General features: G+C 61.3%; 21 protein-coding genes. 15 read left to right on the top strand and 6 right to left on the bottom strand.

All coding sequences use genetic code 11. From position 1 onward, the window contains the following. Positions 1-3: 3 nt before the first annotated feature. The 5 genes from NMB38_RS21060 to gcvH all read left to right on the top strand — a co-directional run bounded on the left by NMB38_RS21060 (position 4) and on the right by gcvH (position 5,721). Positions 4-1,227, top strand: a complete 1,224-nt coding sequence (locus tag NMB38_RS21060) for a 2-octaprenyl-3-methyl-6-methoxy-1,4-benzoquinol hydroxylase (RefSeq protein ID WP_027913426.1) — start codon at positions 4-6, stop codon at positions 1,225-1,227. Between the two features lie 142 nt (positions 1,228-1,369). Next, positions 1,370-2,371, top strand: coding sequence for an extracellular solute-binding protein (locus tag NMB38_RS21055; protein WP_132578282.1), 1,002 nt, complete (start codon positions 1,370-1,372; stop codon positions 2,369-2,371). A gap of 74 nt (positions 2,372-2,445) precedes the next feature. Next, entirely contained in the window at positions 2,446-4,068 is a 1,623-nt protein-coding gene (locus tag NMB38_RS21050; protein WP_027913428.1) for an ABC transporter permease, read from the top strand. A 135-nt stretch (positions 4,069-4,203) separates the two neighbouring features. After that, on the top strand, positions 4,204-5,286 hold the full coding sequence (gene gcvT / locus NMB38_RS21045) for a glycine cleavage system aminomethyltransferase GcvT (protein ID WP_028686752.1): 1,083 nt from the start codon (positions 4,204-4,206) through the stop codon (positions 5,284-5,286). Positions 5,287-5,337: 51 nt separating this feature from the next. Continuing rightward, the gene (gene gcvH / locus NMB38_RS21040) at positions 5,338-5,721 is read left to right on the top strand and encodes a glycine cleavage system protein GcvH (protein ID WP_027913430.1); all 384 of its coding nucleotides are present in this window, start codon (positions 5,338-5,340) and stop codon (positions 5,719-5,721) included. Between the two features lie 93 nt (positions 5,722-5,814). Here gcvH and NMB38_RS21035 read toward each other — a convergent pair whose 3' ends face one another. From NMB38_RS21035 to NMB38_RS21025, 3 genes are all read right to left on the bottom strand, one after another. Continuing rightward, positions 5,815-6,129 carry a DUF2388 domain-containing protein gene (locus NMB38_RS21035; RefSeq protein WP_027913431.1) on the bottom strand — a complete coding sequence of 105 codons (315 nt, stop codon included), beginning with the start codon at positions 6,127-6,129 and terminating at the stop codon, positions 5,815-5,817. An 84-nt stretch (positions 6,130-6,213) separates the two neighbouring features. Continuing rightward, positions 6,214-7,887, bottom strand: a complete 1,674-nt coding sequence (locus NMB38_RS21030) for a GspE/PulE family protein (protein WP_027913432.1) — start codon at positions 7,885-7,887, stop codon at positions 6,214-6,216. A 132-nt stretch (positions 7,888-8,019) separates the two neighbouring features. Next, complete coding sequence (locus NMB38_RS21025) at positions 8,020-8,331, bottom strand: ACT-like domain-containing protein (protein WP_059183543.1); 312 nt, start codon at positions 8,329-8,331, stop codon at positions 8,020-8,022. Positions 8,332-8,456: 125 nt separating this feature from the next. Here NMB38_RS21025 and NMB38_RS21020 point away from each other — a divergent pair, with 125 nt between their 5' ends. Further along, complete coding sequence (locus NMB38_RS21020; RefSeq protein WP_027913434.1) at positions 8,457-8,927, top strand: Lrp/AsnC family transcriptional regulator; 471 nt, start codon at positions 8,457-8,459, stop codon at positions 8,925-8,927. Between the two features lie 5 nt (positions 8,928-8,932). Here the strand turns inward: NMB38_RS21020 and NMB38_RS21015 are convergent, their stop codons facing one another. Continuing rightward, the gene (locus NMB38_RS21015) at positions 8,933-10,300 is read right to left on the bottom strand and encodes a CYTH domain-containing protein (RefSeq protein WP_104926623.1); all 1,368 of its coding nucleotides are present in this window, start codon (positions 10,298-10,300) and stop codon (positions 8,933-8,935) included. A 114-nt stretch (positions 10,301-10,414) separates the two neighbouring features. Between NMB38_RS21015 and argE the strand changes: the two genes are divergently transcribed. After that, positions 10,415-11,557: an acetylornithine deacetylase gene (gene argE / locus NMB38_RS21010; protein WP_028686748.1), complete on the top strand. Its 1,143-nt coding sequence runs from the start codon at positions 10,415-10,417 to the stop codon at positions 11,555-11,557. Positions 11,558-11,680: 123 nt separating this feature from the next. Next, positions 11,681-12,982 carry an amino-acid N-acetyltransferase gene (argA, locus tag NMB38_RS21005; protein ID WP_027913437.1) on the top strand — a complete coding sequence of 434 codons (1,302 nt, stop codon included), beginning with the start codon at positions 11,681-11,683 and terminating at the stop codon, positions 12,980-12,982. A 59-nt stretch (positions 12,983-13,041) separates the two neighbouring features. On the opposite strand, the gene NMB38_RS21000 is transcribed toward argA, so the two are convergent. Beyond that, on the bottom strand, positions 13,042-14,418 hold the full coding sequence (locus tag NMB38_RS21000; RefSeq protein WP_023532636.1) for a glutamine synthetase family protein: 1,377 nt from the start codon (positions 14,416-14,418) through the stop codon (positions 13,042-13,044). A 573-nt stretch (positions 14,419-14,991) separates the two neighbouring features. Here NMB38_RS21000 and NMB38_RS20995 point away from each other — a divergent pair. From NMB38_RS20995 to NMB38_RS20965, 7 genes are all read left to right on the top strand, one after another. Then, positions 14,992-16,350 carry a glutamine synthetase family protein gene (locus tag NMB38_RS20995; protein WP_023532328.1) on the top strand — a complete coding sequence of 453 codons (1,359 nt, stop codon included), beginning with the start codon at positions 14,992-14,994 and terminating at the stop codon, positions 16,348-16,350. Between the two features lie 48 nt (positions 16,351-16,398). Next, entirely contained in the window at positions 16,399-17,760 is a 1,362-nt protein-coding gene (locus NMB38_RS20990) for an aspartate aminotransferase family protein (protein ID WP_049695307.1), read from the top strand. A 160-nt stretch (positions 17,761-17,920) separates the two neighbouring features. Further along, a complete protein-coding gene (locus tag NMB38_RS20985; RefSeq protein ID WP_400561359.1) occupies positions 17,921-19,018 on the top strand; it encodes a polyamine ABC transporter substrate-binding protein in 1,098 nt (365 codons plus the stop codon). Positions 19,019-19,176: 158 nt separating this feature from the next. After that, a complete protein-coding gene (locus NMB38_RS20980; protein WP_027913440.1) occupies positions 19,177-20,271 on the top strand; it encodes a polyamine ABC transporter substrate-binding protein in 1,095 nt (364 codons plus the stop codon). A gap of 68 nt (positions 20,272-20,339) precedes the next feature. Then, positions 20,340-21,482 (top strand): polyamine ABC transporter ATP-binding protein, encoded by a 1,143-nt coding sequence (potA, locus tag NMB38_RS20975; RefSeq protein ID WP_027913441.1) that lies wholly within the window; start codon positions 20,340-20,342, stop codon positions 21,480-21,482. Then, positions 21,479-22,399 carry an ABC transporter permease subunit gene (locus NMB38_RS20970; RefSeq protein WP_027913442.1) on the top strand — a complete coding sequence of 307 codons (921 nt, stop codon included), beginning with the start codon at positions 21,479-21,481 and terminating at the stop codon, positions 22,397-22,399. Before potA ends, NMB38_RS20970 begins: the two co-directional genes overlap by 4 nt. Beyond that, complete coding sequence (locus NMB38_RS20965) at positions 22,396-23,286, top strand: ABC transporter permease subunit (protein WP_023532426.1); 891 nt, start codon at positions 22,396-22,398, stop codon at positions 23,284-23,286. The genes NMB38_RS20970 and NMB38_RS20965 overlap by 4 nt, the downstream gene beginning before the upstream one ends. Positions 23,287-23,413: 127 nt before the next feature. Here NMB38_RS20965 and NMB38_RS20960 read toward each other — a convergent pair whose 3' ends face one another. Further along, entirely contained in the window at positions 23,414-24,247 is an 834-nt protein-coding gene (locus NMB38_RS20960) for an RHS repeat-associated core domain-containing protein (protein ID WP_494355085.1), read from the bottom strand. Positions 24,248-24,383 lie beyond the last annotated feature (136 nt).

Raw genomic sequence — 24,383 nt, 5'->3', positions numbered from 1 at the left:
GGCATGGAAACACGCGCAGATGTTCTGATCGTAGGTGCCGGTATGGTCGGCAGCGCGCTGGCGCTCGCCTTGCGCCATAGCGGTTTGCAGGTGCTGCTGCTCGATGGCGGTCCCCTGGCCGTCAGGCCGTTCGACGCCCAGGGGCCGTTCGAGCCGCGGGTCAGCGCGTTGTCGGCCGCCAGCCAGCGTATTCTCGACCGCCTGGGGGCTTGGGAAGGCATCGCACGGCGGCGCGCGACGCCCTATTCGGATATGCAGGTATGGGATGGCAGCGGCACCGGGCAGATCCACTTTTCCGCCGCCAGCGTGCATGCGCAGGTGCTGGGCCATATCGTCGAGAACAAAGTGGTCCAGGATGCCTTGCTCGAGCGCCTGCACGACAGCGACATCGGCCTGTTGCCCAATGCGCGCATGGAACAGCTGCGCCATTCCGGCGACGACTGGCTGATGACGCTGCACGACGGCCGGCAGCTGCGTGCGCCGCTGGTCGTCGCAGCCGACGGTGCTCATTCCGCGGTTCGCCGCCTTGCAGGTTGTGAAACGCGCGAGTGGGACTACTTGCACCATGCCATCGTCACCAGCGTGCGTTGCGCTCAGGATCACCAGGCCACCGCCTGGCAACGTTTCACCGACGATGGTCCGCTCGCCTTCCTGCCATTGACCCGCGACGGCAAACAGGACTGGTGCTCGATCGTGTGGTCAACCACGCCGGCCGAGGCCGAGCGGCTGATGGCGCTGGATGAGCCAGCCTTCCTCAAGGCGCTGGAGCGTGCATTCGAAGGCCGCCTCGGGACGGTGCTGCAGGCTGACCCGCGGCTGTGCGTACCGCTGCGCCAGCGACATGCAAAACGCTACGTGGAACCCGGCCTTGCGCTGATCGGTGATGCGGCCCACACCATTCATCCGCTGGCAGGGCAGGGGGTGAACCTGGGGTTCCTTGACGCGGCGGTACTGGCCGAAGTCCTGGTGGATGCCTGCAAGCGCGGAGAAAGGCTGGCCGATGTCAAGGTGCTGAGCCGCTATGAGCGTCGTCGCATGCCGCACAACCTGGCGCTGATGGCAGCCATGGAAGGGTTCGAGCGGTTGTTCCAGGCCGACAAGTTGCCGCTGCGTTGGCTGCGCAACAGTGGCTTGAAGCTGGTTGAGCAGCTGCCAGAGGCCAAGGCTGTGTTCGTGCGACAGGCACTGGGCTTGAGTGGCGATTTGCCGGATTTGGCCAAGGTGTAAAGGCTGCTCTTGGCGCGTTGGCGAGAGCGGATGCGTGGCGGGCCCTGGCACATTGCAACATCCAGTAACGGCAATGGGGGTGAGCCTTCAAATGGGATTCACTACCATCTGCGCCTCTCTATTCGATCGAGGAGCGCCTTCCATGTTGCCACGCAAGTCCCTACTGGCCGCCCTGGCCCTGAGCGTTGTCGGTGGTACCGTGCAGGCCGCTGACGATGTCGTGGTCTACTCCTCGCGTATCGATGAGCTGATCAAGCCGGTGTTCGACGCCTACACGGCCGAGACCGGCGTCAAGGTCAAGTTCATCACCGACAAGGAAGCTCCCCTGATGCAGCGCATCAAGGCCGAGGGCGAGCACGGTGTGGCGGATCTTCTGCTCACCGTCGATGCAGGCAATCTATGGCAGGCAGAGCAGATGGGCATCCTGCAGCCGATCCGATCCGACATCATCGAGCGCAACATCCCGCCTCAGTACCGTGCCTCGTCCCACGACTGGACCGGCCTGAGCCTGAGGGCGCGTACCATCATCTACTCCACCGAACGGGTCAAGCCGTCGGAGCTCAGCACCTATGAAGCCCTGGCAGACAAGCAGTGGGAAGGTCGGCTGTGCCTGCGCACGGCGAAGAAGGTGTACAACCAGTCCCTGACCGCCACCCTGATCGAAAGCCACGGCGAAGCGAAGGCCGAGCAGATCGTCAAGGGTTGGGTCAACAACCTCTCCACCGACGTGTTCTCGGATGACAACGCAGTGATCCAGGCCGTCGAGGCGGGTCAGTGCGACGTGGGTGTTGTGAATACCTACTACTACGGCCGGCTGCACAAGCAGAATCCTAACCTGCCGGTGAAGATTTTCTGGCCCAACCAGCAAGACCGTGGCGTGCACGTGAACCTCTCCGGCATCGGCCTGACCAAGCACGCGCCTCATCCTGAGGCCGCAACGAAACTGGTGGAATGGATGACCGGTGAACAGGCGCAGAAGTTGTTCGCCGACCTCAATCAGGAGTTCCCGGCCAACCCTCAGGTCAAGCCTTCGGACGAAGTCGCCGCGTGGGGCGACTTCAAGGCCGACAGCATTGCGGTGGAAGTGGCCGGCAAGCGACAGGCCCAAGCCATCCGCCTGATGGACCGTGCCGGCTGGAACTGAGCGCCACATCCCGCTCGAGAGGCCTGCAAAGGCCTCTTCGTGGGTCGAGCTGCGGCCCGTCATAGAGATCTAAAGTGCCCTACACCCACCGTCGTCGCTGGTACCTCCCCGTCACCCTGATCGCTGGCCTCGTGCTGCTGCCCCTGAGCGTGCTGCTGTTGTCGTGGCAGTCGATCGACCTGCAGATCTGGTCCCACCTGCTCGACACGCAGATGGGGCGCTTGCTGGGTAACACCGCCACCTTGGTGGTGGGGGTCGGTCTGGGCGTCTCCTTGCTCGGTGTCAGCCTGGCCTGGCTCACCAGCCTGTGCGAGTTTCCGGGCCGCCGCTGGCTGGATTGGGCGCTGATGTTGCCGTTCGCCATTCCGGCGTACGTCCTGGCCTTCGTCTTCGTAGGTTTGCTGGACTTCGCCGGCCCAGTGCAGAGTGCCCTGCGTGAGGCTTTCGGGCCCATGCGCCTGCCACGGGTGCGCTCCACCGGCGGCGTGATCACCGTGCTGGTGCTGGTCTTCTATCCCTATGTTTACCTGCTGGCACGCACAGCGTTCCTTGCCCAGGGCAAAGGGTTGATGGAGGCCGCCCGGGTATTGGGGCTCTCCCCCTGGCAGGCATTCTGGCGTGTGGCCCTACCCATGGCGCGGCCTGCCATTGGGGCGGGTATCGCCTTGGCCCTGATGGAAACCCTCGCTGACTTCGGCGCCGTGGCGGTCTTCAATTTCGACACGTTCACGACCGCCATCTACAAGACCTGGTATGGCTTCTTCAGCCTGTCCAGCGCTGCGCAATTAGCCAGTTTGCTGCTGCTGGCCGTCATGCTGGTGCTGTACGGTGAGCGCCGTGCGCGGGGCGCCAACCACAGCGCCAGTGAACGCCCCAGAGGCCAGGCGCTGTACCGACTGCAGGGTGGCAAGGCGCTGCTGGCCAGCGGCTGGTGCCTGTTGGTCTTCGCCTGCGCATTTGTCATCCCATTGCTGCAACTGCTGGTGTGGTTCTGGCAGCGCGGGCGCCACGATCTGGATGATCGCTACATCGGCCTGGTGCTCCACACCCTGTACCTGGGCGGCGTTGCAGCGCTGGTGACGGTCTGCGTGGCGCTGCTGCTGGCCTTCGCCCGTCGCCAGGCACCTACACCGGGTATCCGCATCGGCGTAGGGCTTGCCAACCTGGGCTATGCCTTGCCCGGCTCGGTACTGGCGGTGTCGATCATGCTGGCCTTCAGTTACCTGGACAGTCAGGTCGTCGCGCCGCTGTCCAGCTGGTTGGGAGGCGCTGGCAGGCCATTGCTGCTGGGCAGCCTTGCGGCGTTGCTGCTGGCCTATGTCATTCGCTTCATCGCCGTGGCCTACGGCCCGCTGGAGAGCAGCCTGGATCGGATTCGTCCCTCGCTGCCGCAGGCATCACGCAGCCTGGGTGTGGGCGGGGTAGGGCTGTTCATCAAGGTGTACTTGCCGCTGCTGTTGCCAGGCGCACTGAGCGCGTCGTTGCTGGTGTTCGTCGATGTGCTGAAGGAAATGCCGGCAACCCTGCTGATGCGCCCATTTGGCTGGGATACGCTGGCGGTACGGGTGTTCGAGATGACCAGCGAGGGTGAATGGGCGCGGGCGTCGCTGCCAGCATTGACGCTGGTGGTGGTAGGGCTGCTGCCGGTCATTGGCCTGATCCGCCGCTCGGCGCGCAGGCCCGGCCATTCCTGCTAAGGGTGCCAGCGTGCGCCCTTGCCGCTACAATGCGCGGCACTCGCGCAGCAGGCAATCAAAACAACGCTGTTCACACAGCTGAAGGCCATGAGCCCTCCACTGCTGCCGCTTCGCCACGCCCGGAAGGAGAAACCCATGGGACAGCGCACGCTTTTGTACGACCTGCATCTGGCGCTTGGCGCCAAGACGGTCGATTTCGGTGGCTGGGACATGCCGCTGCATTATGGCTCGCAGGTCGATGAGCACCACCAGGTGCGCAGTGACTGTGGGGTCTTCGACGTTTCCCACATGACCGTCATTGATATTAAGGGCGATGCGGCCACGGCCTGGTTGCAGCGGTTGCTGGCTAACGATGTCGCCCGGCTCGATCAGGTTGGCAAGGCACTTTACAGCCCCATGTTGCATGAGCAGGGCGGGGTGATCGACGACTTGATCGCCTACCGCACGGCGACGGGTTACCGCCTGGTCACCAACGCAGCTACCCGAGCCCGGGTGCTCGCGTGGCTGGACCAGCAGCGTGACGGGCTTGCCGTCGACGTTCAGGTTCGTCCGGACCTCGCCATTCTTGCCGTTCAGGGCCCGAACGCGCGCGAGAAGGTAGCTGCTTTGGTCAGTGCCTCGCGGGCCGCGCTGATACGCACGCTACGCCCGTTCGAAGGCGTGATGGACGGGGAGTGGTTCATCGCGCGCACCGGCTACACCGGCGAAGATGGCTTGGAGATGATCTTTCCGGGTGACCAGGCCGTGACCTTTTTCAACGACCTGGTCGGCGCCGGTATTGCACCCAGCGGCTTGGGGGCTCGCGACACGTTACGGCTCGAAGCCGGCATGCACCTTTACGGGCAGGACATCGACGAGCAGCACACGCCGTTGTCGTGCAACCTGGGCTGGAGCATCGCCTGGGAGCCGGCGAGCCGAAACTTCATCGGGCGCGCGGCATTGTTGGCGGAAATCGAGCGGGGCGTACAGGAAAAGCTCGTGGGTTTGGTACTGGAAGAGCGTGGTGTACTGCGTGCCCACCAGGTGGTCCGTGTGGCGGGGATTGGCGAAGGGGAGATCACCAGTGGTAGTTTCTCACCTACGCTGAGCAAGTCCATTGCCCTGGCACGCGTCCCCATGGCCACGGGCGACCGGGCCGAAGTGGAAATTCGTGGCAAATGGTACCCGGTGCGCGTGGTCAGGCCGACTTTCGTGCGCCATGGCAAGATTCTGATCTGATCCATCATCAAACGGCGGGCGTACCGCTGAGCCAATCGAGGAATTCAAGACATGAGCAATATCCCCGCCGAACTTCGTTTTGCCGAAAGCCATGAATGGGCCCGCCTGGAAACCGACGGTACCGTCACGGTAGGCATCAGTGACCATGCGCAGCAAGCGCTGGGTGACGTGGTGTTCGTCGAGCTGGCCGAGGTGGGCAAGGTGTTCACCGCAGGCGACGCGGCCGGTGTCGTGGAGTCGGTCAAGGCCGCTTCCGACATCTATGCCCCGGTCAGTGGCGAAGTGATCGCCGTCAACGAGGCATTGGCTGACAGCCCTGAGCAACTGAACGAGCAGCCCTACGACGCATGGATCTTCAAGCTCAAGCCGAGCAGCCAGGCTGATCTGGATAAACTGCTGGATGCGGCTGGCTACAAGGCCGCGATCGGCGAGTAAGCCGTCCGGCCATCACTGGCATGAGCACTCGCAGCCAGGGGGTGAAGACCTCCCGGCGCGAGCTTGCCAGCGATGGGGCCGGCGCTGTATCGATCAGTCGACTACTGCATGCTCGGCCAGAATGGCATTGGCCAGTTCCATGTCGGACGCGTGAAGGCCTGGATGTTCCGCACGCACCTGCTTGATTGCCGACTCCAGGAATGGCCCACGGATGGCGCCTTCACTGGCTACGAAGCTGCCGGCATCATCCTGCGCCGCCATCACCAACTTGTGGTCGCGCGAGGTCAGGTAGGTCGAGCCGGTGGTTGCCCCGGAGGAGATCACATTACGCCAGAAGGAATCGGCCATGGCCGAACCCATGGGCAGCGCGAGCAGGGCTGCGGCAGCGATGGCAGTGTTGAGACGCATGATGAGACACCTCGAAGGTGAGCGTTGAAGATGTGCGGTTGGATGCTCGCGGGCCTGCCAAGTTCCGGGACTTGCCGCTTCTGATCAGCTGCATGTACGCAGGACTTCTTCTGCCAGGGTTCGCCCACACGCAACCTTGGCTTCGCCGCAGCGGAGCAGGTCCACAAGACCATCTGCCTGGGCTTGGCGTCGCAATTGCGCAAGGTCTGTATCAGGGCCGATCAGAGCCCGCAGGTTGTCGCTAGGCTCGAGTAATTCGAACAAACCTGTACGCCCGTGAAAGCCCGTGCCGCGGCACGTTCTGCAGCTGGCTGCCTCGCGCCCCTGGCACTGGCTGCACACCGTACGCACGAGCCGCTGAGCCATCACCGCGATCAACGTCGCTTTGATCAGGTAGTCAGCCACACCCAGTTCTTGCAGGCGGATGATTGCGGCACAGGCGTCGTTGGTGTGCAGGGTAGACAGCACCAGGTGCCCGGTAAGGGCGGCCTGCACGGCCACCCGTGCGGTATCGGGGTCTCGTATTTCGCCAATCATGATGATGTCCGGGTCCTGGCGCAGCATGGCGCGCACGCCGTTGGCAAAGCCCAGGTCCAGTGCCGGCTGCACCTGAAACTGGTTGAACGCGGGTTCGAGCCGTTCGATGGGGTCCTCGATGGTGCACAGGTTCACCTGCGGGGTGGCCAACAGCTTGAGACTGGCGTACAGCGTGCTGGTCTTGCCTGAGCCTGTGGGCCCTGTGACCAGGATGATGCCCTGGCGCCGTTGCAGCAGGCCTTGCCAATGGCTCAATTGCTGCCCCTGAAGGCCGAGCCGATCAAAGCTCTCGTGCAACTGCTGCGGGTCGAACAGGCGCAAAACCAGCTTCTCACCAAAGGCAGTGGGCAGGGTCGACAACCGGAGCTCCACCTCGCTCCCGTTTGGCAGGCGGCTTTGCAGTCGGCCATCCTGAGGCCTGCGTTTTTCCGCGACGTCCATGCGCCCAAGGTGCTTCAGGCGGCTGATCAGAGCCACCATGACTGCGCCGGGGAACACGTAGACGGTGTGCAACAGGCCATCGATGCGATAGCGCAAGTGCCCTTGGTCGCGGCGTGGCTCCAGATGGATGTCGCTGGCGCGCTGGTCGATCGCGTAGTGCAGCAGCCAGTCGACGATATGCACGATGTGCGCGTCATCCGCACTGGCCTGCATGTGGCGTTTGCCCAGCTCCAGCCACTGCTCAAGCTCGCTAAAGCGGTTCGATTGCTGATGATGCGCGCCCTTCACCGACTGGGCCAGGCGCTGGAAGGGTTCACCGGCCTGACGCAGTTGCACAGGGCTTGCGAGCACCCGCCGTACGGTTCGTCCAAGGCTCAGGGCAAGATCGGCCTGCCAGCGGCACTGATAGGGCTGTGCGCTGGCCACGGTGACGCTCGCGGCGTCAGCCGCCACGATGAGAATGCCGTGGTTTTGCGCAAAGGCCGGCGACACCAGCTCAGCCACCTGCTGCAGGTCGATTTGCAGCGGATCGATACGCAGATAGGGCAGACCCGCCTTGGCAGCCAGCCATTGGCAAAGCCGGTCCAGGTCCAGTATCTGCCCTGGGTGGAGGCGGTCGACAAGGTTGCAGGCGGCCACCTGCTCCAGCGGATGATCAGCGGGGTGATCGACGGCCTGCTCAAGGACACGCACGCTATCGCTGGCATGCAGGCGCTGATCGATAAGCAGGGCTTCGAGCACCCGGTGCAGGTCGAGTGCCAGGGTATCTGGGTTATGCATGAGGCGTCCGTGCCTGATCAAGAAGACCTGATCAAGGCTAGCTCAGCCTTCGCCCAAGCCGGATCGGAAGGGTTTCAGGGTTTTGCCTGAGGGTGACGCTTGCTCCGCGCCTCAATGCGTTGGCAGGCGCCGTTAGGCGTGCACTACTGACAGCTCCACACGGTGTTGTGGGGCCATGTGCACATCGGCCACACACACCATGTTGCGCAGTTTCTGAGCAATCACCTCGGCGCGATGCCAGCTTAACCCGCCAATGCCGATGTCGATGGTCAACCAGTCATCCTGTTGAATGACCTGCATGCTGTGCGGTGTGAGCATTTGCAAGGCGAACTGATTGAGTATCCGGCACAAGCTGTCGGGCTCGGCTTCGGCCTGCAAGCGATACAGCACGGTGGTGTGGGCATTGCTGTTGGCCCATACATCGGCACGCGGCAGTGAGTTCATGCGTTATCCTCGTTGAATGCAGAAAGTTTTGCATGCCTAGGCCGGAATTTTTTCGCTAAGATTCGACCCAATGAGTCTTTTTTTGCATAGCTATTATCGATGCGGGTCGATCTGGAGAATTGTTCATGCACAGCGCATTGGATGCTTACGACCGTCGTATCCTCGAGTTGCTACAAGAAGACGCTTCGCTGTCCAGCGCCCAGATCGCCGAACGCATTGGCTTGTCCCAATCGCCGTGCTGGCGACGGATTCAACGGCTCAAAGAGGAGGGGGTGATTCGCGGGCAGGTCACCTTGCTGGACCGCAAGAAGATCGGGCTGAACACCCAAATATTCGCCGAAGTAAAATTGAATGCCCACGGCCGTTCGAACTTCACCGAGTTCACGGAGGCGATTCGCGGGTTTTCGGAAGTACTGGAGTGCTACGTGTTGATGGGCTCGGTGGACTTCCTGCTGCGTATCGTCACCCCGGACATCGAGGCGTACGAGCGGTTCTTCTTCGAAAAGCTCTCGAACGTGCCCGGCATTCAGGAGGTGAACTCGATCGTGGCCCTCTCAGAGATCAAGTCCACCACCAGCCTGCCGCTATCGGGCTGAGGGCATCACGCTTTGAGCAGATGTTTCCAACCACGGCTCTGATCGACGGCACGTGCCTGCTCGATGCGGGCTTCGAGTACCTCATTGCCGATCGGTTGCTCAGCCAGTTCGTGCAACTTCTTCATGTCGCCGTACAGGCGGTCCATTTGTGGTGCGTCCAGCACATGGCGGGCATGGTGCAGCCAGGCCATCAATTGCTCGATGCGCGGCAGTTGCTCTGCCAGGTCCTCGGGGCGCTGGGTGTACAGCGACAACTTCAGGGCGCGGCCTTCCTCGGCAATCAGGTGTGCAAGCCAGCTTGCCAGAAGCGCCTTGCCCTGGCGCTCGCCACGGCCCTTGCGTTCGGCAGTCCAGGCACGCGACAACAGCCAACGTGAGGTTTCCAGGGAGAACTGGCCCCAGCGAGGATCATCCAGCTCTTCTGCGAACTGCTCGGGCGCGGCGCGGCGGATGTCTTCGTCATCGTTGCCGGCTTGCACCAGTGGACGCCAGTCTTCGAGCAGGGCATCCAGGCGCGCGCGCAGGTCACGGGTAGCCGCGCGGGGGGCGGCCTGGCCCAGGCTGGCGGTGATTGCGCGCAGCTCGATGAGGTTCTGCACCCAGTCCTGCAGCGACCGCCAGTGGCCGCTGTGGCGGTATTGCTCGGCCAGGCGCTGGCTGTTGCCCAGCAGTTGCCAGGCCAACGCAGCATAGGCGTCGTCCAAGGCCATGTCCGCTTCGAGGTCGGCGACGCTCAGGTCCAGCTCGAAACGCTCTGGCTCCAGCAGACGATAGCCGCGCTCGGCCTTGCTGATATCGCAGGGCATCAGCGCAACGCTTGTGGTCAGCTCGGCAGCCAGTTCCAGCAGCGCCGCCGGCTCACCTTCACGCAGCTCCAGTTCCAACTCGCATATCGCTTCCTTGCGCTTGCCGGCAATTACGAAGCCTTGGTCCAGCGCAGCCTCGATCACCACCTTGGCCTTGCCACGGCCCCAAGCGATTTCGGCATATTCGCGGGTGAAATCGGTGGTGAACAACGGTTTGATGGTCTTCTTGTCCAGGTCGGCCAGTTGCGCCGGCCAGCAGCTGTCATCCAGCTTCTTGAGGTCCAGCTTGACCTTGTCCAGTTGCCATTCGTGCTCGTTGCGCTCGGACAGGCCAGCCACACTGGTTCCGCGGCACTTGAGGGTCTGGATGACGGTATCGCCGTCACGGCGCAGGCGCAGGGCAACGCGTGCCTCGGCCAGCGCGCGCTCAGGCGTGTCGAAATACTGGTTCAGCAGTTCGCGGGTCTGCCAGCCAGACTTGTTGCGCTTTTTCAGCAGCGGGTGCTCGCGCAAGGCGGCGAGGGTCTCGGGGCTGGCGCGCAGCTTGAGTTCGGTTTCTTTGGGCATCACAGGCTCGAAAGGGGGCGTGGTCGATGCAGAGTCTACAGCAGTAGGCCGTCAACGGTTTATTCCAGACGGCGGATGGTCCTATGATGGGCAAGGCTTCCGAGGAGTAAACGCATGCCGTTGCCGACGCTGAAAGACCAATTTGCCGCCTTGATCGCCGCGCCTTCGGTCAGTTGCACCCAGGCCTCGCTTGACCAGTCCAACCGTCAGGTCATCGACCTGTTGGCTACTTGGCTGGGCGATCTGGGCTTCACCTGCGACATTCAGCAGGTGACCCCCGGCAAGTTCAACCTGCTGGCCAGCCGCGGCAGCGGCCCGGGCGGCCTGGTGCTGGCCGGCCACAGCGACACCGTGCCCTATGACGAGCAGCTCTGGAGCAGCGACCCTTTGAAGCTGACCGAAGTCGAGGGTCGCTGGGTGGGGCTTGGTAGTTGCGACATGAAGGGCTTTTTCGCATTGGTGATCGAAGCCGTCATTCCGTTGCTGCAGCACGACTTCAAGCAGCCGCTGCTGATTCTGGCCACCTGCGACGAGGAAAGCTCGATGTCTGGCGCCCGTGCCCTGGCCGATGCTGGCCAGCCCCTGGGTCGCGCGGCGATCATCGGCGAGCCGACCGGGCTGCGGCCGATCCGCATGCACAAGGGCATTCTCATGGATCGTATCGACATCCTGGGGCGCAGTGGTCATTCCTCGGACCCAAGCCTGGGCCGTAGCGCCATGGACGCCATGCATGCGGTCATGGGCGAACTGATGGGCCTGCGCCAGCAATGGCAGAAGGCCTATAACAACCCGCAGTTCACGGTGCCGGCACCCACCATGAACTTCGGTTGCATTCACGGTGGCGACAACCCCAACCGGATCTGCGGTCAGTGCGCCCTGGAGTTCGACCTGCGCCCATTGCCGGGCATGGACGTGGAGCAGTTGCGCGCTGCCATCCGTGCAAAACTGGTTCCGGTGGCCGAGCGCCATGACGTGCGTATCGACTACGCGCCGCTGTTCCCCGAAGTGCCGCCGTTCGAACAGGCGGCCGACAGTGAACTCGTCCAGGTGGCAGAACGGCTCACCGGCCACCGTGCCGAAGCGGTGGCATTCGGCACCGAAGCACCTTATCTTCAGCAGCTTGGCTGCCAGACCATCGTGCTCGGCCCTGGTGACATCGCCTGCGCACACCAGCCTGGCGAATACCTGGACATGTCACGTATCGAGCCGACCGTGCGTCTATTGCGTGACTTGATCGGGCACTATTGTCTGCATTAAACGTCCACCCCATTCATTCGTTTCTGCCTAGAGGAGACCGCGCGTGACCGCAAGCCTGTTCCGACGATGATCCTGAACGCCCCTGTAACGCCGTTCTCCGTCCACTTATCCACAGGCCCTGTCATGCACGATTACGTCAACTGGCTACGCCACGCTTCTCCTTACATCAACGCCCACCGCGACTGCACCTTCGTGGTGATGCTTCCCGGCGATGGGGTCGAACACCCTAACTTCGGCAACATCGTCCACGACCTGGTGCTGCTGCACAGCCTTGGGGTACGCCTGGTCCTGGTGCACGGCTCTCGTCCGCAGATCGAGAGCCGCCTGGCTGAACGTGGCCTGGCAGCGCATTACCACCACGGCCTGCGTATCACCGATGCCGCTACCCTGGATTGCGTCATCGACGCGGTCGGCGCGTTGCGCCTGGCCATCGAAGCGCGGTTGTCGATGGACATCGCCGCCTCGCCCATGCAGGGCTCGCGCCTGCGGGTGGCCTCCGGCAACCTGGTCACCGCGCGGCCGATCGGCGTGCTCGAAGGCGTGGATTTTCATCACACCGGCGAAGTGCGTCGGGTAGACCGCAAGGGCATCAGCCGCCTGCTCGACGAACGCTCCATCGTGTTGCTCTCGCCGCTGGGCTATTCGCCAACCGGCGAGATCTTCAACCTCGCCTGCGAAGACGTGGCCACCCGTGCGGCCATCGAACTGGGTGCAGAGAAGTTGGTGTTGTTCGGTGCAGCACCTGGTCTGTTGGATGAGCATGGCCGCCTGGTGCGCGAACTGCGCCCCCAACAGGTTGCGCCGCACTTGCAGCGCCTGGGCAGTGATTACCAGGCCGAGCTGCTCGATGCCGCTGCCGAGGCGTGCAAAGGCGGCGTGGCACGCAGTCACATCGTCAGCTATGCCGAGGACGGCGCGCTGCTGACCGAACTGTTCACCCGGGGCGGTGGCGGTACGCTGGTGTCCCAGGAGCAGTTCGAGATCGTGCGAGAGGCCACCATCGAAGACGTCGGCGGCCTGCTCGACCTGATCAGCCCGCTGGAAGAACAGGGCATCCTGGTGCGCCGTTCACGGGAAGTGCTGGAGCGGGAAATCGAGCAGTTCAGTGTGGTGGAGCGCGAAGGCATGATCATCGCGTGCGCAGCGCTGTATCCGATTGCAGAGTCCGATGCTGGCGAGCTGGCATGCCTGGCGGTGAATCCGGAATACCGCCATGGCGGGCGCGGGGACGAGCTGCTGGCGCGTATCGAAAGCCGGGCACGGGAAATGGGGTTGAGCACCCTGTTCGTGCTCACTACACGCACGGCGCACTGGTTCCGCGAACGCGGCTTCTCGCCCAGTGGTGTCGAGCGGCTGCCGGCGGCACGGGCTTCGCTGTACAACTTCCAGCGCAATTCGAAAATCTTCGAAAAGCCGTTGGGGTGAGGCGTTCTGCGCCTGTGCGCCTGAAATGAAAACGCCGCCTTCAAGGGCGGCGTTCTGGTTTACACGGTGTGCAGATACCAGTTGTACTCGAGGTCGGATATCGAATGTTCGAACTCCTCCAGCTCGCTTTCCTTGCACGCGACGAAGATGTCGATGTACTTCGGATCGATGTACTTGTTCAGGATTTCGCTGTCATCCAACTCGCGCAGCGCATCACGCAGGTTGTTCGGCAGGCTCTGTTCCAGCTGCTCGTACGAGTTGCCTTCGATAGGCTCGCCCGGCTCGACCTTGTTGGTCAGGCCATGGTGAACGCCTGCCAACACGGCCGCCATCATCAGGTACGGGTTGGCGTCAGCACCCGCCACGCGGTGCTCCAGGCGCACGGCATCCGGGGATCCGGTCGGTACGCGCAACGCCACGGTGCGGTTGTCCAGGCCCCAGCTTGGCGCATTGGGCACATAGAACTGCGCGCCAAAGCGGCGATAGGAGTTGACGTTCGGGCACAGGAACGCCATGGACGCGGGCAGGGTCTCGAGCACACCGCCGACAGCATGACGTAGCGCGGCGTTCTGCTCGGGATCCTCGCTGGTGAAGATGTTGTTGCCATCTTTGTCCAGCACGGAAATGTGTACATGCAGACCATTGCCTGCCTGCCCTGGGTAGGGCTTGGCCATGAAGGTGGTGTCCATTTCATGGTCGTAGGCGATGTTCTTGATCAGGCGCTTGAGCAGCACGGCGTAGTCGCACGCCTTGAGCGGGTCCGGCACATGGTGCAGGTTGACTTCGAACTGAGCCGGGGCGCTTTCCTTGACGATGGCGTCGGCAGGGATGCCCTGTTCCTTGGCCCCTTCGAGGATGTCCTGCAGGCAGTCGGCATACTCGTCCAGGTCATCGATCAGGTAGACCTGGGTCGATTGCGGACGCTTGCCGGAAATGGGCGAGCGCGGCGGCTGTGGGCGGCCGTTCACGTTCTCCTGGTCAATCAGGTAGAACTCCAGCTCGAAGGCGGCGCAGATGGTCAGGCCCATGTCGTCGAACTTGCTCACCACCTGGCGCAGTACTTCACGCGGGTCGGCGAAGAAAGGTTCGCCCTCGAGCTCGTGCATGGTCATCAGCAACTGGGCAGTCGGGCGCTTTTGCCACGGCTCGTTGGAGAGGGTGTCGGGGATCGGATAGCAGATGCGGTCTGCATCGCCGATGTCCAGGCCCAGCCCGGTGCTTTCGACGGTGGAGCCATTGATATCCAGTGCAAACAGGGAGGCCGGCAGGTTGATGCCTTTCTCGTAAACCTTGTGGAGGCTGGTGCGCTCTATGCGCTTGCCACGCACCACACCATTCATATCTGCAATCAGAAGGTCAACGTAGAGAACCTCAGGATGTTCCTTAAGGAACGCGTTCGCTTCGTTAAGCTGAACGGCACGCGGGGGTACCGACATGATGCAACACCTTTGTTGTTAAAAATATCAATCAAGGGGGGCTTGCAGGACCAGTCAATCGAAAAGCCATACTGATGTCAAGCCAACCCCATGATGCCCTGAAATGGCACGTCTACGGCAGATTTGCTGCATATCGGGGCACGGCATTATCCGCTATTTCTCTGGAAAAGCGCTATCGTGAGCACTGCGTCGTTTTTTTTTTACGCAGGTGTTGTGTAAAAAAATGAACGGCGCTAAGCTCCGATTCAACCCAAAACAGAATAATACGAGGGTCTCATGGTCCGCCTGCCGCGACCTGGAAGCGCTGCCAATGCAGTGCAATCAGGCTGTTCAGTCACGTTAGCCTGGCCTGCCAATCCCATGGCGGCAGTGCTCGCAATAATTGACGTCTGGCATGCTCGGCCCCGCCTTCATGGCACCTCATCTCCACGCTTCGCTTCTTTCTGCCATTACGAATTACTTAGGACACACGTCATTTCAGTGTATCCACCGTCCGCCTGCGCGGGGGTTTTGCTTTAGCCATCCACTGCATCCAGAATCAAGTCGCGGACCACCTTACCTCCTGAGGTATTTATGAGTAACAACCTCGACCAGCTCACCGATTGGTTGAAAGAGCACAAGATCACCGAAGTCGAATGCCTGATCAGCGACTTGACCGGCATCACGCGCGGCAAGATTTCGCCTACCAACAAGTTCATCGCCGAGAAAGGCATGCGCCTGCCCGAGAGCGTGTTGCTGCAGACCGTGACCGGCGACTATGTCGACGACGACATCTATTACGAGCTGCTGGACCCTGCAGACATCGACATGATCTGCCGGCCCGATGAGAATGCCGTGTTCCTGGTGCCATGGGCCATCGAGCCGACCGCGCAGGTCATCCACGATACCTATGACAAAAAGGGCAACCCCGTAGAGCTGTCGCCGCGCAACGTGCTCAAGAAGGTGCTCAAGCTTTACGCCGACAAGGGCTGGCAGCCCATCGTCGCGCCCGAGATGGAGTTCTACCTGACCAAACGCAGCGAAGACCCTGACTTCCCGCTGCAACCGCCAGTGGGCCGTTCGGGCCGGCCTGAAACCGGGCGCCAGTCCTTCTCCATCGAAGCTGCGAACGAATTCGACCCGCTGTTCGAGGATGTCTATGACTGGTGCGAATTGCAGCAGTTGGACCTCGACACGCTGATCCACGAAGACGGCACGGCGCAGATGGAAATCAACTTCCGTCACGGCGATGCCCTGCACCTGGCCGACCAGATCCTGGTGTTCAAGCGCACCATGCGTGAGGCGGCGCTCAAGCACAACGTGGCAGCCACCTTCATGGCCAAGCCCATGACCGGCGAGCCTGGCAGTGCGATGCACCTGCACCAGAGCGTGGTCGATGTGACCACCGGGAAGAACATCTTCAGCAATGAAGACGGCAGCATGAGCACGCTGTTCCTGAACCACATCGGCGGTTTGCAGAAATTCATTCCCGAAGCGTTGCCGCTGTTTGCGCCCAACGTGAACTCGTTCCGCCGCTTCCTGCCGGATACCTCGGCGCCAGTGAACGTCGAGTGGGGCGAGGAAAACCGTACGGTAGGCCTGCGCGTCCCGGACGCTGGCCCGCAAAGCCGCCGGGTGGAAAACCGCCTGCCGGGTGCGGATGCCAATCCGTATCTGGCCATCGCCGCGAGCCTGCTGTGTGGTTACATCGGCATGGTCGAAGGTATCGAGGCCAGCGCACCGGTCCAGGGCCGGGGTTACGAGCGTCGCAACCTGCGCCTGCCGCTGACCATCGAAGACGCCCTGGAACGCATGGAAATCAGCCGCGCCCTGGAGCAATACCTGGGCAAGAAATTCATCGCCGGTTACGTGGCCACCAAGCGTGCCGAGCACGAGAACTTCAAGCGCGTCATCAGTTCCTGGGAGCGTGAATTCCTGCTGTTCGCAGTTTGATCAACCTCGGCCCCGCAGACGCGCGGCCGTCCGTCAACGGAGAACCACATGAGCCTGAACAACCCGCAAACCCGTGAATGGCAAGCCCTCAGTGGCGAGCATCACCTCGCGCCTTTCAGCGACTACAAGCAGCTGAAGGACAAGGGGCCGCGCATCATCACCAAGGCGCAAGGCGTGCATTTGTGGGACAGCGAGGGGCACAAGATTCTCGACGGCATGGCTGGCCTGTGGTGCGTGGCCGTGGGGTATGGGCGGGAGGAGCTGGTTCAGGCGGCAGAGCGGCAGATGCGTGAGCTGCCCTACTACAACCTGTTCTTCCAGACCGCCCATCCTCCGGCGCTGGAGTTGGCCAAGGCGATCACCCAAGTGGCGCCCGAGGGCATGAGCCATGTGTTCTTCACCAGTTCAGGCTCCGAGGGCAACGACACCGTGCTGCGCATGGTTCGCCATTACTGGGCACTCAAGGGCAAGCCGAGCAAGCAGACCCTGATCGGTCGGGTCAACGGCTATCACGGCTCCACCGTGGCCGGTGCCAGCCTGGGCGGCATGAGTGGCATGCACGAGCAAGGCGGCTTGCCCATCCCGGGCGTGGTGCATATCCCTCAGCCGTACTGGTATGGCGAGGGCGGTGACATGACACCGGAGGCGTTCGGGGTCTGGGCTGCGGAGCAACTGGAAAAGAAAATTCTCGAAGTCGGCGAGGACAACGTCGCCGCGTTCATCGCCGAGCCTATCCAGGGCGCCGGTGGCGTGATCATCCCGCCAGACACCTACTGGCCGAAGATCAAGGAAATCCTGGCCCGGTACGACATCCTCTTTGTGGCCGACGAAGTCATTTGCGGTTTCGGACGAACAGGGCAGTGGTTCGGCTCGGATTTCTATGACCTCAGGCCCGACCTGATGACCATCGCCAAGGGCCTTACCTCCGGTTACATCCCCATGGGCGGTGTGATCGTGCGTGACAAGGTTGCCAAGGTGCTTAGCGAAGGCGGGGATTTCAATCACGGCTTCACCTATTCCGGGCATCCGGTGGCTGCCGCGGTAGGCCTGGAAAACCTGCGCATCCTGCGCGACGAACAGATCGTCGAGAAAGCGCGCACCGAAGCGGCACCGTATTTGCAAAAGCGTTTGCGTGAGTTGCAGGACCACCCGCTGGTGGGCGAGGTGCGCGGTGTTGGCCTGCTCGGCGCGATCGAGCTGGTGAAGGACAAGGCGACACGCAGCCGTTTCGAGGGCAAAGGTGCTGGCATGATCTGCCGTAATTTCTGCTTCGACAATGGCCTGATCATGCGGGCCGTCGGCGACACGATGATCATCGCGCCACCTCTGGTCATCAGCCCGGCGCAGATCGACGAGCTGGTGGAAAAGGCACGCAAATGCCTGGACCTGACACTCGAGGCGATTCGCTGACAGCTAGCGATGTGACATTAAGTCGTTACAAGGGCCAGGTTTCCTTGAAACCGGGCCTTGTAACTTGCCAGACTAGCGGCTGCTTCAGTCGCCCACACGCGTGTACTGCGGGACCCGGCTTCTGAACGGATGGCTAATCGAACACTCTGGAGCATGACGCATGAAGAATATGGGCAAGACGTTGTTGGCCGCTGCGCTGATGGGCGCAGTGGTCGGGGCTGTACAGGCTGAAGACAAGGTACTGAACGTCTACAACTGGTCGGACTACATTGCTCCGGACACCATCGCCAAGTTCGAGAAAGAGTCGGGCATCAAGGTCAAGTACGACGTGTTCGACAGCAACGAAACCCTGGAGGCCAAGTTGCTGGCCGGTAAGTCGGGCTATGACATCGTGGTGCCTTCCAACAACTTCCTGGCCAAGCAGATCAAGGCGGGCGTCTACCAGGAACTCGATCGCACCCAGCTGCCCAACTGGAAGAACCTCGACGAGGATCTGCTCAAGGCCGTGGGCGATGCCAGCGACCCGGAAAACAAGTATGCCTTCCCCTACATGTGGGGCTCGATCGGCATCGGCTACAACCCCGAGAAGGTCAAGGCCGCGCTGGGCGTGGACAAGATCGATTCCTGGGACGTGGTCTTCAAGCCAGAGAACATCGCCAAGCTCAAGAGCTGTGGCGTGAGCTTCCTTGATGCCCCAACCGAAATGTTGCCAGCGGCCCTGCATTACCTGGGCCTGCCGACCAACAGCACCAAGAAGGAAGACCTCAAGGCTGCCGAAGACCTGTTCCTCAAGATCCGTCCGTCGATCACCTATTTCCACTCCTCCAAGTACATTGGCGACCTGGCCAACGGCAACATCTGCCTGGCTGTCGGCTACTCGGGTGACCTGGAGCAGTCCAAGACCCGCGCCCACGAAGCGGGGGACAAGGTCAAGCTGGACTACGTGATCCCGAAAGAAGGCGCCGGCACCTTCTATGACATGGTTGCCATGCCCAAGGATGCCGAGCACAAGGAAGCGGCCTACAAGTTCATGGACTTCCTGATGCAGCCGCAAGTCATGGCCGAAATCACCAATGCCGTGCGCTTCCCCAACGGCAACAAGGCCGCGACCGCCTTTGTGGACAAGGACATCACCAGCGACCCAAGCATCTATCCGTCCGCTGAAGTGAAAAAGAATCTGTACGCCATTGCCGCCCCTGAAGCAGCAGTGCAACGGGTAATTACCCGCAGCTGGACCAAGATCAAATCGGGCAAATAAGCCTGATGTAGCATTTTCGGACCGGGTATTCCCGGTCCGAAACCAGTGAAAGGCAATTGAGCATTGCGGCATCGAAGCTGCGAAGGTAAGTTGCGCGCCGGTTTTGCGTGTGCGGCAGCATTGTCGCTATCCAGACACTGATTGTGAGGACCACCCACTTGTCCAATTCTGTATTACGCAAGGCCGTGATGGCTGCAGCGAGCCTGACGCTGGCATGCAGCGTCCAAGCGGCGCCTACGGTGCATTTCTACAACTGGTCCGACTATATCGGCCCCGACACGCTCGCAGGCTTCGAGAAAGCCACGGGCATCAAGCCGGTGCAGGATGTCTTCGATTCCAACGAAACCCTGGAAGGCAAGCTGCTGGCCGGCAGGACCGGCTACGACGTGGTCGTGCCCTCCAACCATTTTCTGGGCAAGCAGATCAAGGCGGGCGCTTTCCAAAAGCTCGACAAGGCACTGCTGCCCAATTACGCGAACCTTGAACCTGCGTTGATGAAGCGCCTGGAGAAGAACGACCCGGGTAACCTGTATGCCGTGCCTTACCTGTGGGGCACCAATGGCATCGGGTACAACGTCGACAAGGTCAAAGAGGCGCTTGGCGTCGATACCATCGACTCCTGGGCAGTGCTGTTCGAACCCGAGAACATGAAGAAGCTGTCCAAGTGCGGCGTGGCCTTCCTCGACTCGGCGGACGAAATGCTTCCGGCCGTCCTCAACTACATGGGCCTGGATCCCAACAGCACCAACCCCAAGGATTACGCCAAGGCCGAGCAGAAGCTGCTGGCGGTACGCCCCTACGTGACGTATTTCCATTCGTCCAAGTACATCACCGATCTTGCCAACGGCAACATCTGTGTCGCGGCAGGTTTCTCGGGTGATGTGTTCCAGGCCAAGGCCCGCGCCGAAGAGGCGAAGAAGGGTGTGAACCTGGCTTATGCCATTCCCAAAGAAGGCGGCAACCTCTGGTTCGACGTGCTGGCGATTCCCAAGGACGCCAAAAACGTGGAGCAGGCGCATGCCTTGATCAACTATTTGCTGAAACCTGAGGTTATCGCCCAGGTCAGTGATTACGTCGGTTATGCCAACCCTAACTCGAAGGCTGGCGACCTGATGGACCAGGCCGTGAGGACTGACGCTGCGGTTTATCCACCGCAGGATGTGCTGGACAAGATGTTCGTGAACTCAGAGCTGCCGCCCAAAGTGCAGCGCCTGATGACCCGCAGCTGGACCAAGGTCAAGTCGGGCAAGTAATCCACCTCACCCGCGCGGCCTGCCTGGCAGGCCGCGCGGGCACAAAAAACTTGTTGGGAGTTTCACTCATGGCAGTTGCCTCCGGCGCCTATAAGAAAGCCCTCGAGGGTGGCCAGCAACCCAAGCAGGTGCTGGTCAAGATCGACCGGGTCACGAAAAAATTCGACGAAACGGTAGCGGTGGACGATGTATCCCTGGAAATCCGCAAGGGCGAAATCTTCGCCTTGCTTGGGGGTTCCGGCTCCGGTAAGTCGACCTTGCTGCGCATGCTGGCAGGCTTCGAACGCCCCACCGAAGGACGCATCTTCCTGGACGGCGTGGACATTACCGACATGCCGCCCTACGAGCGGCCGATCAACATGATGTTCCAGTCCTACGCCCTGTTCCCGCACATGACCGTGGCGCAGAACATCGCCTTCGGCCTGCAGCAGGACCGCTTGCCCAAGGCCGAGGTCGACGCCCGCGTGGCCGAGATGCTCAAGCTGGTGCACATGACTCAGTACGCCAAACGCAAGCCGCACCAGCTCTCCGGTGGCCAGCGGCAGCGCGTGGCCTTGGCTCGTTCCCTGGCCAAGCGGCCTAAGCTGTTGCTGCTGGACGAGCCGATGGGTGCCCTGGACAAGAAGCTGCGTTCGCAGATGCAGCTGGAGCTGGTGGAAATCATCGAGCGCGTCGGCGTGACCTGCGTGATGGTGACCCACGACCAGGAAGAAGCCATGACCATGGCCCAGCGCATTGCCATCATGCACCTGGGCTGGATCGCTCAGATCGGCTCGCCGGTAGACATTTACGAAACCCCGACCAGCCGCCTGGTCTGCGAATTCATCGGCAACGTCAACCTGTTCGATGCCGAGGTGATCGACGATGCCGAAGGCCACGCCCTGATCGCCTCGCCTGAACTTGAGCGCAAGATCTACGTCGGGCACGGTGTCTCCACCTCCGTGGAGGACAAGCACATCACCTATGCACTGCGCCCGGAAAAGATGCTGGTCACCACTGTCCAGCCTGATTTCCAGTACAACTGGTCGCGCGGCAAGATCCATGACATCGCCTACCTGGGCGGGCATTCGGTATTCTACGTGAAGCTACCCAGTGGCAAGGTGGTGCAGTCGTTCGTCGCCAACGCCGAGCGCCAAGGCGCGCGCCCTACGTGGGACGATGAAGTCTTCGTATGGTGGGAAGACGACAGCGGCGTGGTACTGCGGTCATGAAGCTGCGCAAGCTCAAGCGAGCGTTCCGGCGCATCACCCCTGAAGGGCGGCACCTGGTGATCGGTGTTCCTTTCGTGTGGCTGTTCCTGTTCTTCATGCTGCCGTTCTTCATCGTCCTGAAGATCAGCTTCGCCGAAGCCGACGTGGCGATCCCGCCGTACACCGAGATCTACAGCTACGTCGAGGACAAGATCCAGTTGGTGCTCAACCTGGCCAACTACGGTTTGCTGACCGAGGACGAACTGTATATCTCGGCCTACCTCGGTTCGCTGAAGATGGCGTTCATCAGCACGCTGCTCTGCCTGCTGATCGGCTACCCGATGGCCTATGCCATCGCCAACGCCAAGAAGGAAACCCAGACCGTCCTGCTGCTGCTGATCATGATGCCGACCTGGACCGCGATCCTGATCCGCGTGTATGCCTGGATGGGCATTCTGAGCAACAACGGTTTGCTCAATGGCTTTTTGATGTGGACCGGGCTGATCGACCAGCCGCTGCAGATACTCAACACCAACCTGGCGGTGTACATCGGCGTGGTCTATTCCTACCTGCCGTTCATGATCCTGCCCTTGTTCGCCAACCTGGTGAAGCATGACCCAAGCCTGCTCGAAGCGGCATCCGACCTGGGGTCGAGCACCTTCAACAGCTTCTGGAAAATCACCGTGCCGCTGTCAAAAAACGGCATCATCGCCGGTTGCATGCTGGTGTTCATCCCCGTGGTGGGCGAGTTCGTGATCCCCGAACTGCTCGGCGGACCGGAAACCCTGATGATCGGTAAAGTGTTGTGGCAGGAATTCTTCAACAACCGTGACTGGCCGGTGGCCTCGGCGCTTGCGGTGGTGATGCTGGCGATCCTGATCGTGCCCATTTTGCTGTTCAACCGCAGCCAGGCCAAGGAAATGGAGGGCAGGGCATGAAGCGCTTCGGTTTTTCCAAGCTGATGCTGGTGTTCGGCTTGCTGTTCATCTACTTGCCGATGGTGATTCTGGTCATCTACTCGTTCAACGCCTCCAAGTTGGTGACGGTGTGGGGCGGGTGGTCGGTCAAATGGTATGTCGGCTTGCTGGACAACACTCAGCTGATCGGTTCGGTGATGCGCTCGCTGGAAATCGCTTGCTACACGGCGGTAGCGGCTGTCGCGTTGGGCACCATGGCGGCTTTCGTACTCACCAGGGTCACCCGGTTCCGCGGGCGTACCTTGTTCGGTGGCTTGGTCACCGCACCGTTGGTCATGCCTGAAGTCATCACGGGTCTGTCGCTGCTGCTGCTGTTCGTGGCCATGGCGCAATTGATCGGTTGGCCGCAGGAGCGTGGCGTTGTCACCATCTGGATTGCCCACACCACCTTCTGCGCGGCCTATGTGGCCGTCGTCGTGTCGGCCCGGCTGCGTGAGCTGGACCTGTCGATCGAAGAGGCGGCCATGGACCTGGGGGCCAAGCCTTGGAAGGTGTTCTTCCTGATCACCATCCCCATGATTGCGCCTTCGCTGGCGGCAGGTGGCATGATGTCGTTCGCCTTGTCGCTCGATGACCTGGTATTGGCCAGCTTCGTGTCCGGGCCAGGCTCGACCACGTTGCCGATGGAAGTGTTCTCGGCGGTACGCCTGGGCGTGAAACCTGAGATCAACGCCGTGGCCAGCCTGATTCTGCTGTCCGTCTCGTTGGTGACATTCTTCGTCTGGTACTTCAGTCGCCGTGCCGAAGAGCGTCGCCGCAAGGCCATACAGCAGGCGATTGAAGAAGGTGCGGCGGCCAATGCGTCGCAGCCTCAGGTACGGCGCCCGGCGCCGGTAGCGCCGATCTGATCGAGGTATGGCTGCTCGTTACGCTTTTGGAGCGAGCAGCTGTTCCACACTTGCGCTTGCGCCGTGCGGAGAACTGAATGTGGCCGCATAAACGTATCGTTTGTGACGAATTGCTACGGCGAGGTCACTAGACACTTAAGCGCCGAACTCTATTCATAATTCGCTGTGGCTCGATATGTGGGGGGAGGCTGTTCCTGTGCGACAAGTTTCCTCCAGTTGAGTCCTGGTTGGGATAAAGATCCAAATAGCTGGGAAGCTCGTCCAGACCTGGCGCTTGAAGGTTTAAACTCGAATAGCTGGGAGGCGGGGCCGGAACTACCGGTTGCGTTGTTAAATGCGAGCCACCAAATCTTCTATTCGTATGGACACTTGGAGGTACCAAGGTCACATCCGCTGATGAAAAGCTCTGTACAGGGTCATGCACGTTTCGTCGGTCGCTGCCTCCCACTGTAGTCGAGAACCGTTCTCCATATGACGAGTCGGCTCTGAGCGTACTCATATATTTTTCCCGGACGAATAAAGCGGCGACAAGCGATGACCCACCAATATAAACGCCGATCGCCACTCCGATAAGGTTATCGTCATTTTTCGAAGCACCGACGACAGCAAGGGCTGTGCCTGCTGTTAAGGACGCAGCGGCTGTGATCCAGCTTGCATACTTGATCAGGCTTCTCACCGCGAAGTGGCCTGATGGATCACTTTGATTGACAGGGTCACCCAGGCAGTAGGCATACGCATTGAGCATCCCCTGTCCAAAAGGGCTCAGGTTGTCAGGGGCGCCAAACCGCATGAGTGCCGGTCTATACAGTCGATAGCCGTTGCCCAGTGGATACCCATCCAATAGTGCATCCAGTCGCTCACCGTGATACGCCCATGGCGTGTCCGGTTCATTCAAACGGGCCCTTTGGCCGTAAGGCGTGTAGGAAAAGCGAGCCAGGCAGTTGGTGTGGGGCTCGGCCATTACGGTGTTGCCCCTGTCTACCGCGCTTACTGAAGGCGTCCGCTTATCGCCTGCAAGATGGCCTAGAAAGCGTGCCTGACCTCGGAACACCGAGCGTTTGACGTCGTCACCCAGTTCCGTGACGAGTTGGCCGGCT

It is taken from the genome of Pseudomonas sp. FBCC-B35 (assembly GCF_059133755.1).
This window is presented reverse-complemented; position numbering and strand designations above follow the sequence as displayed.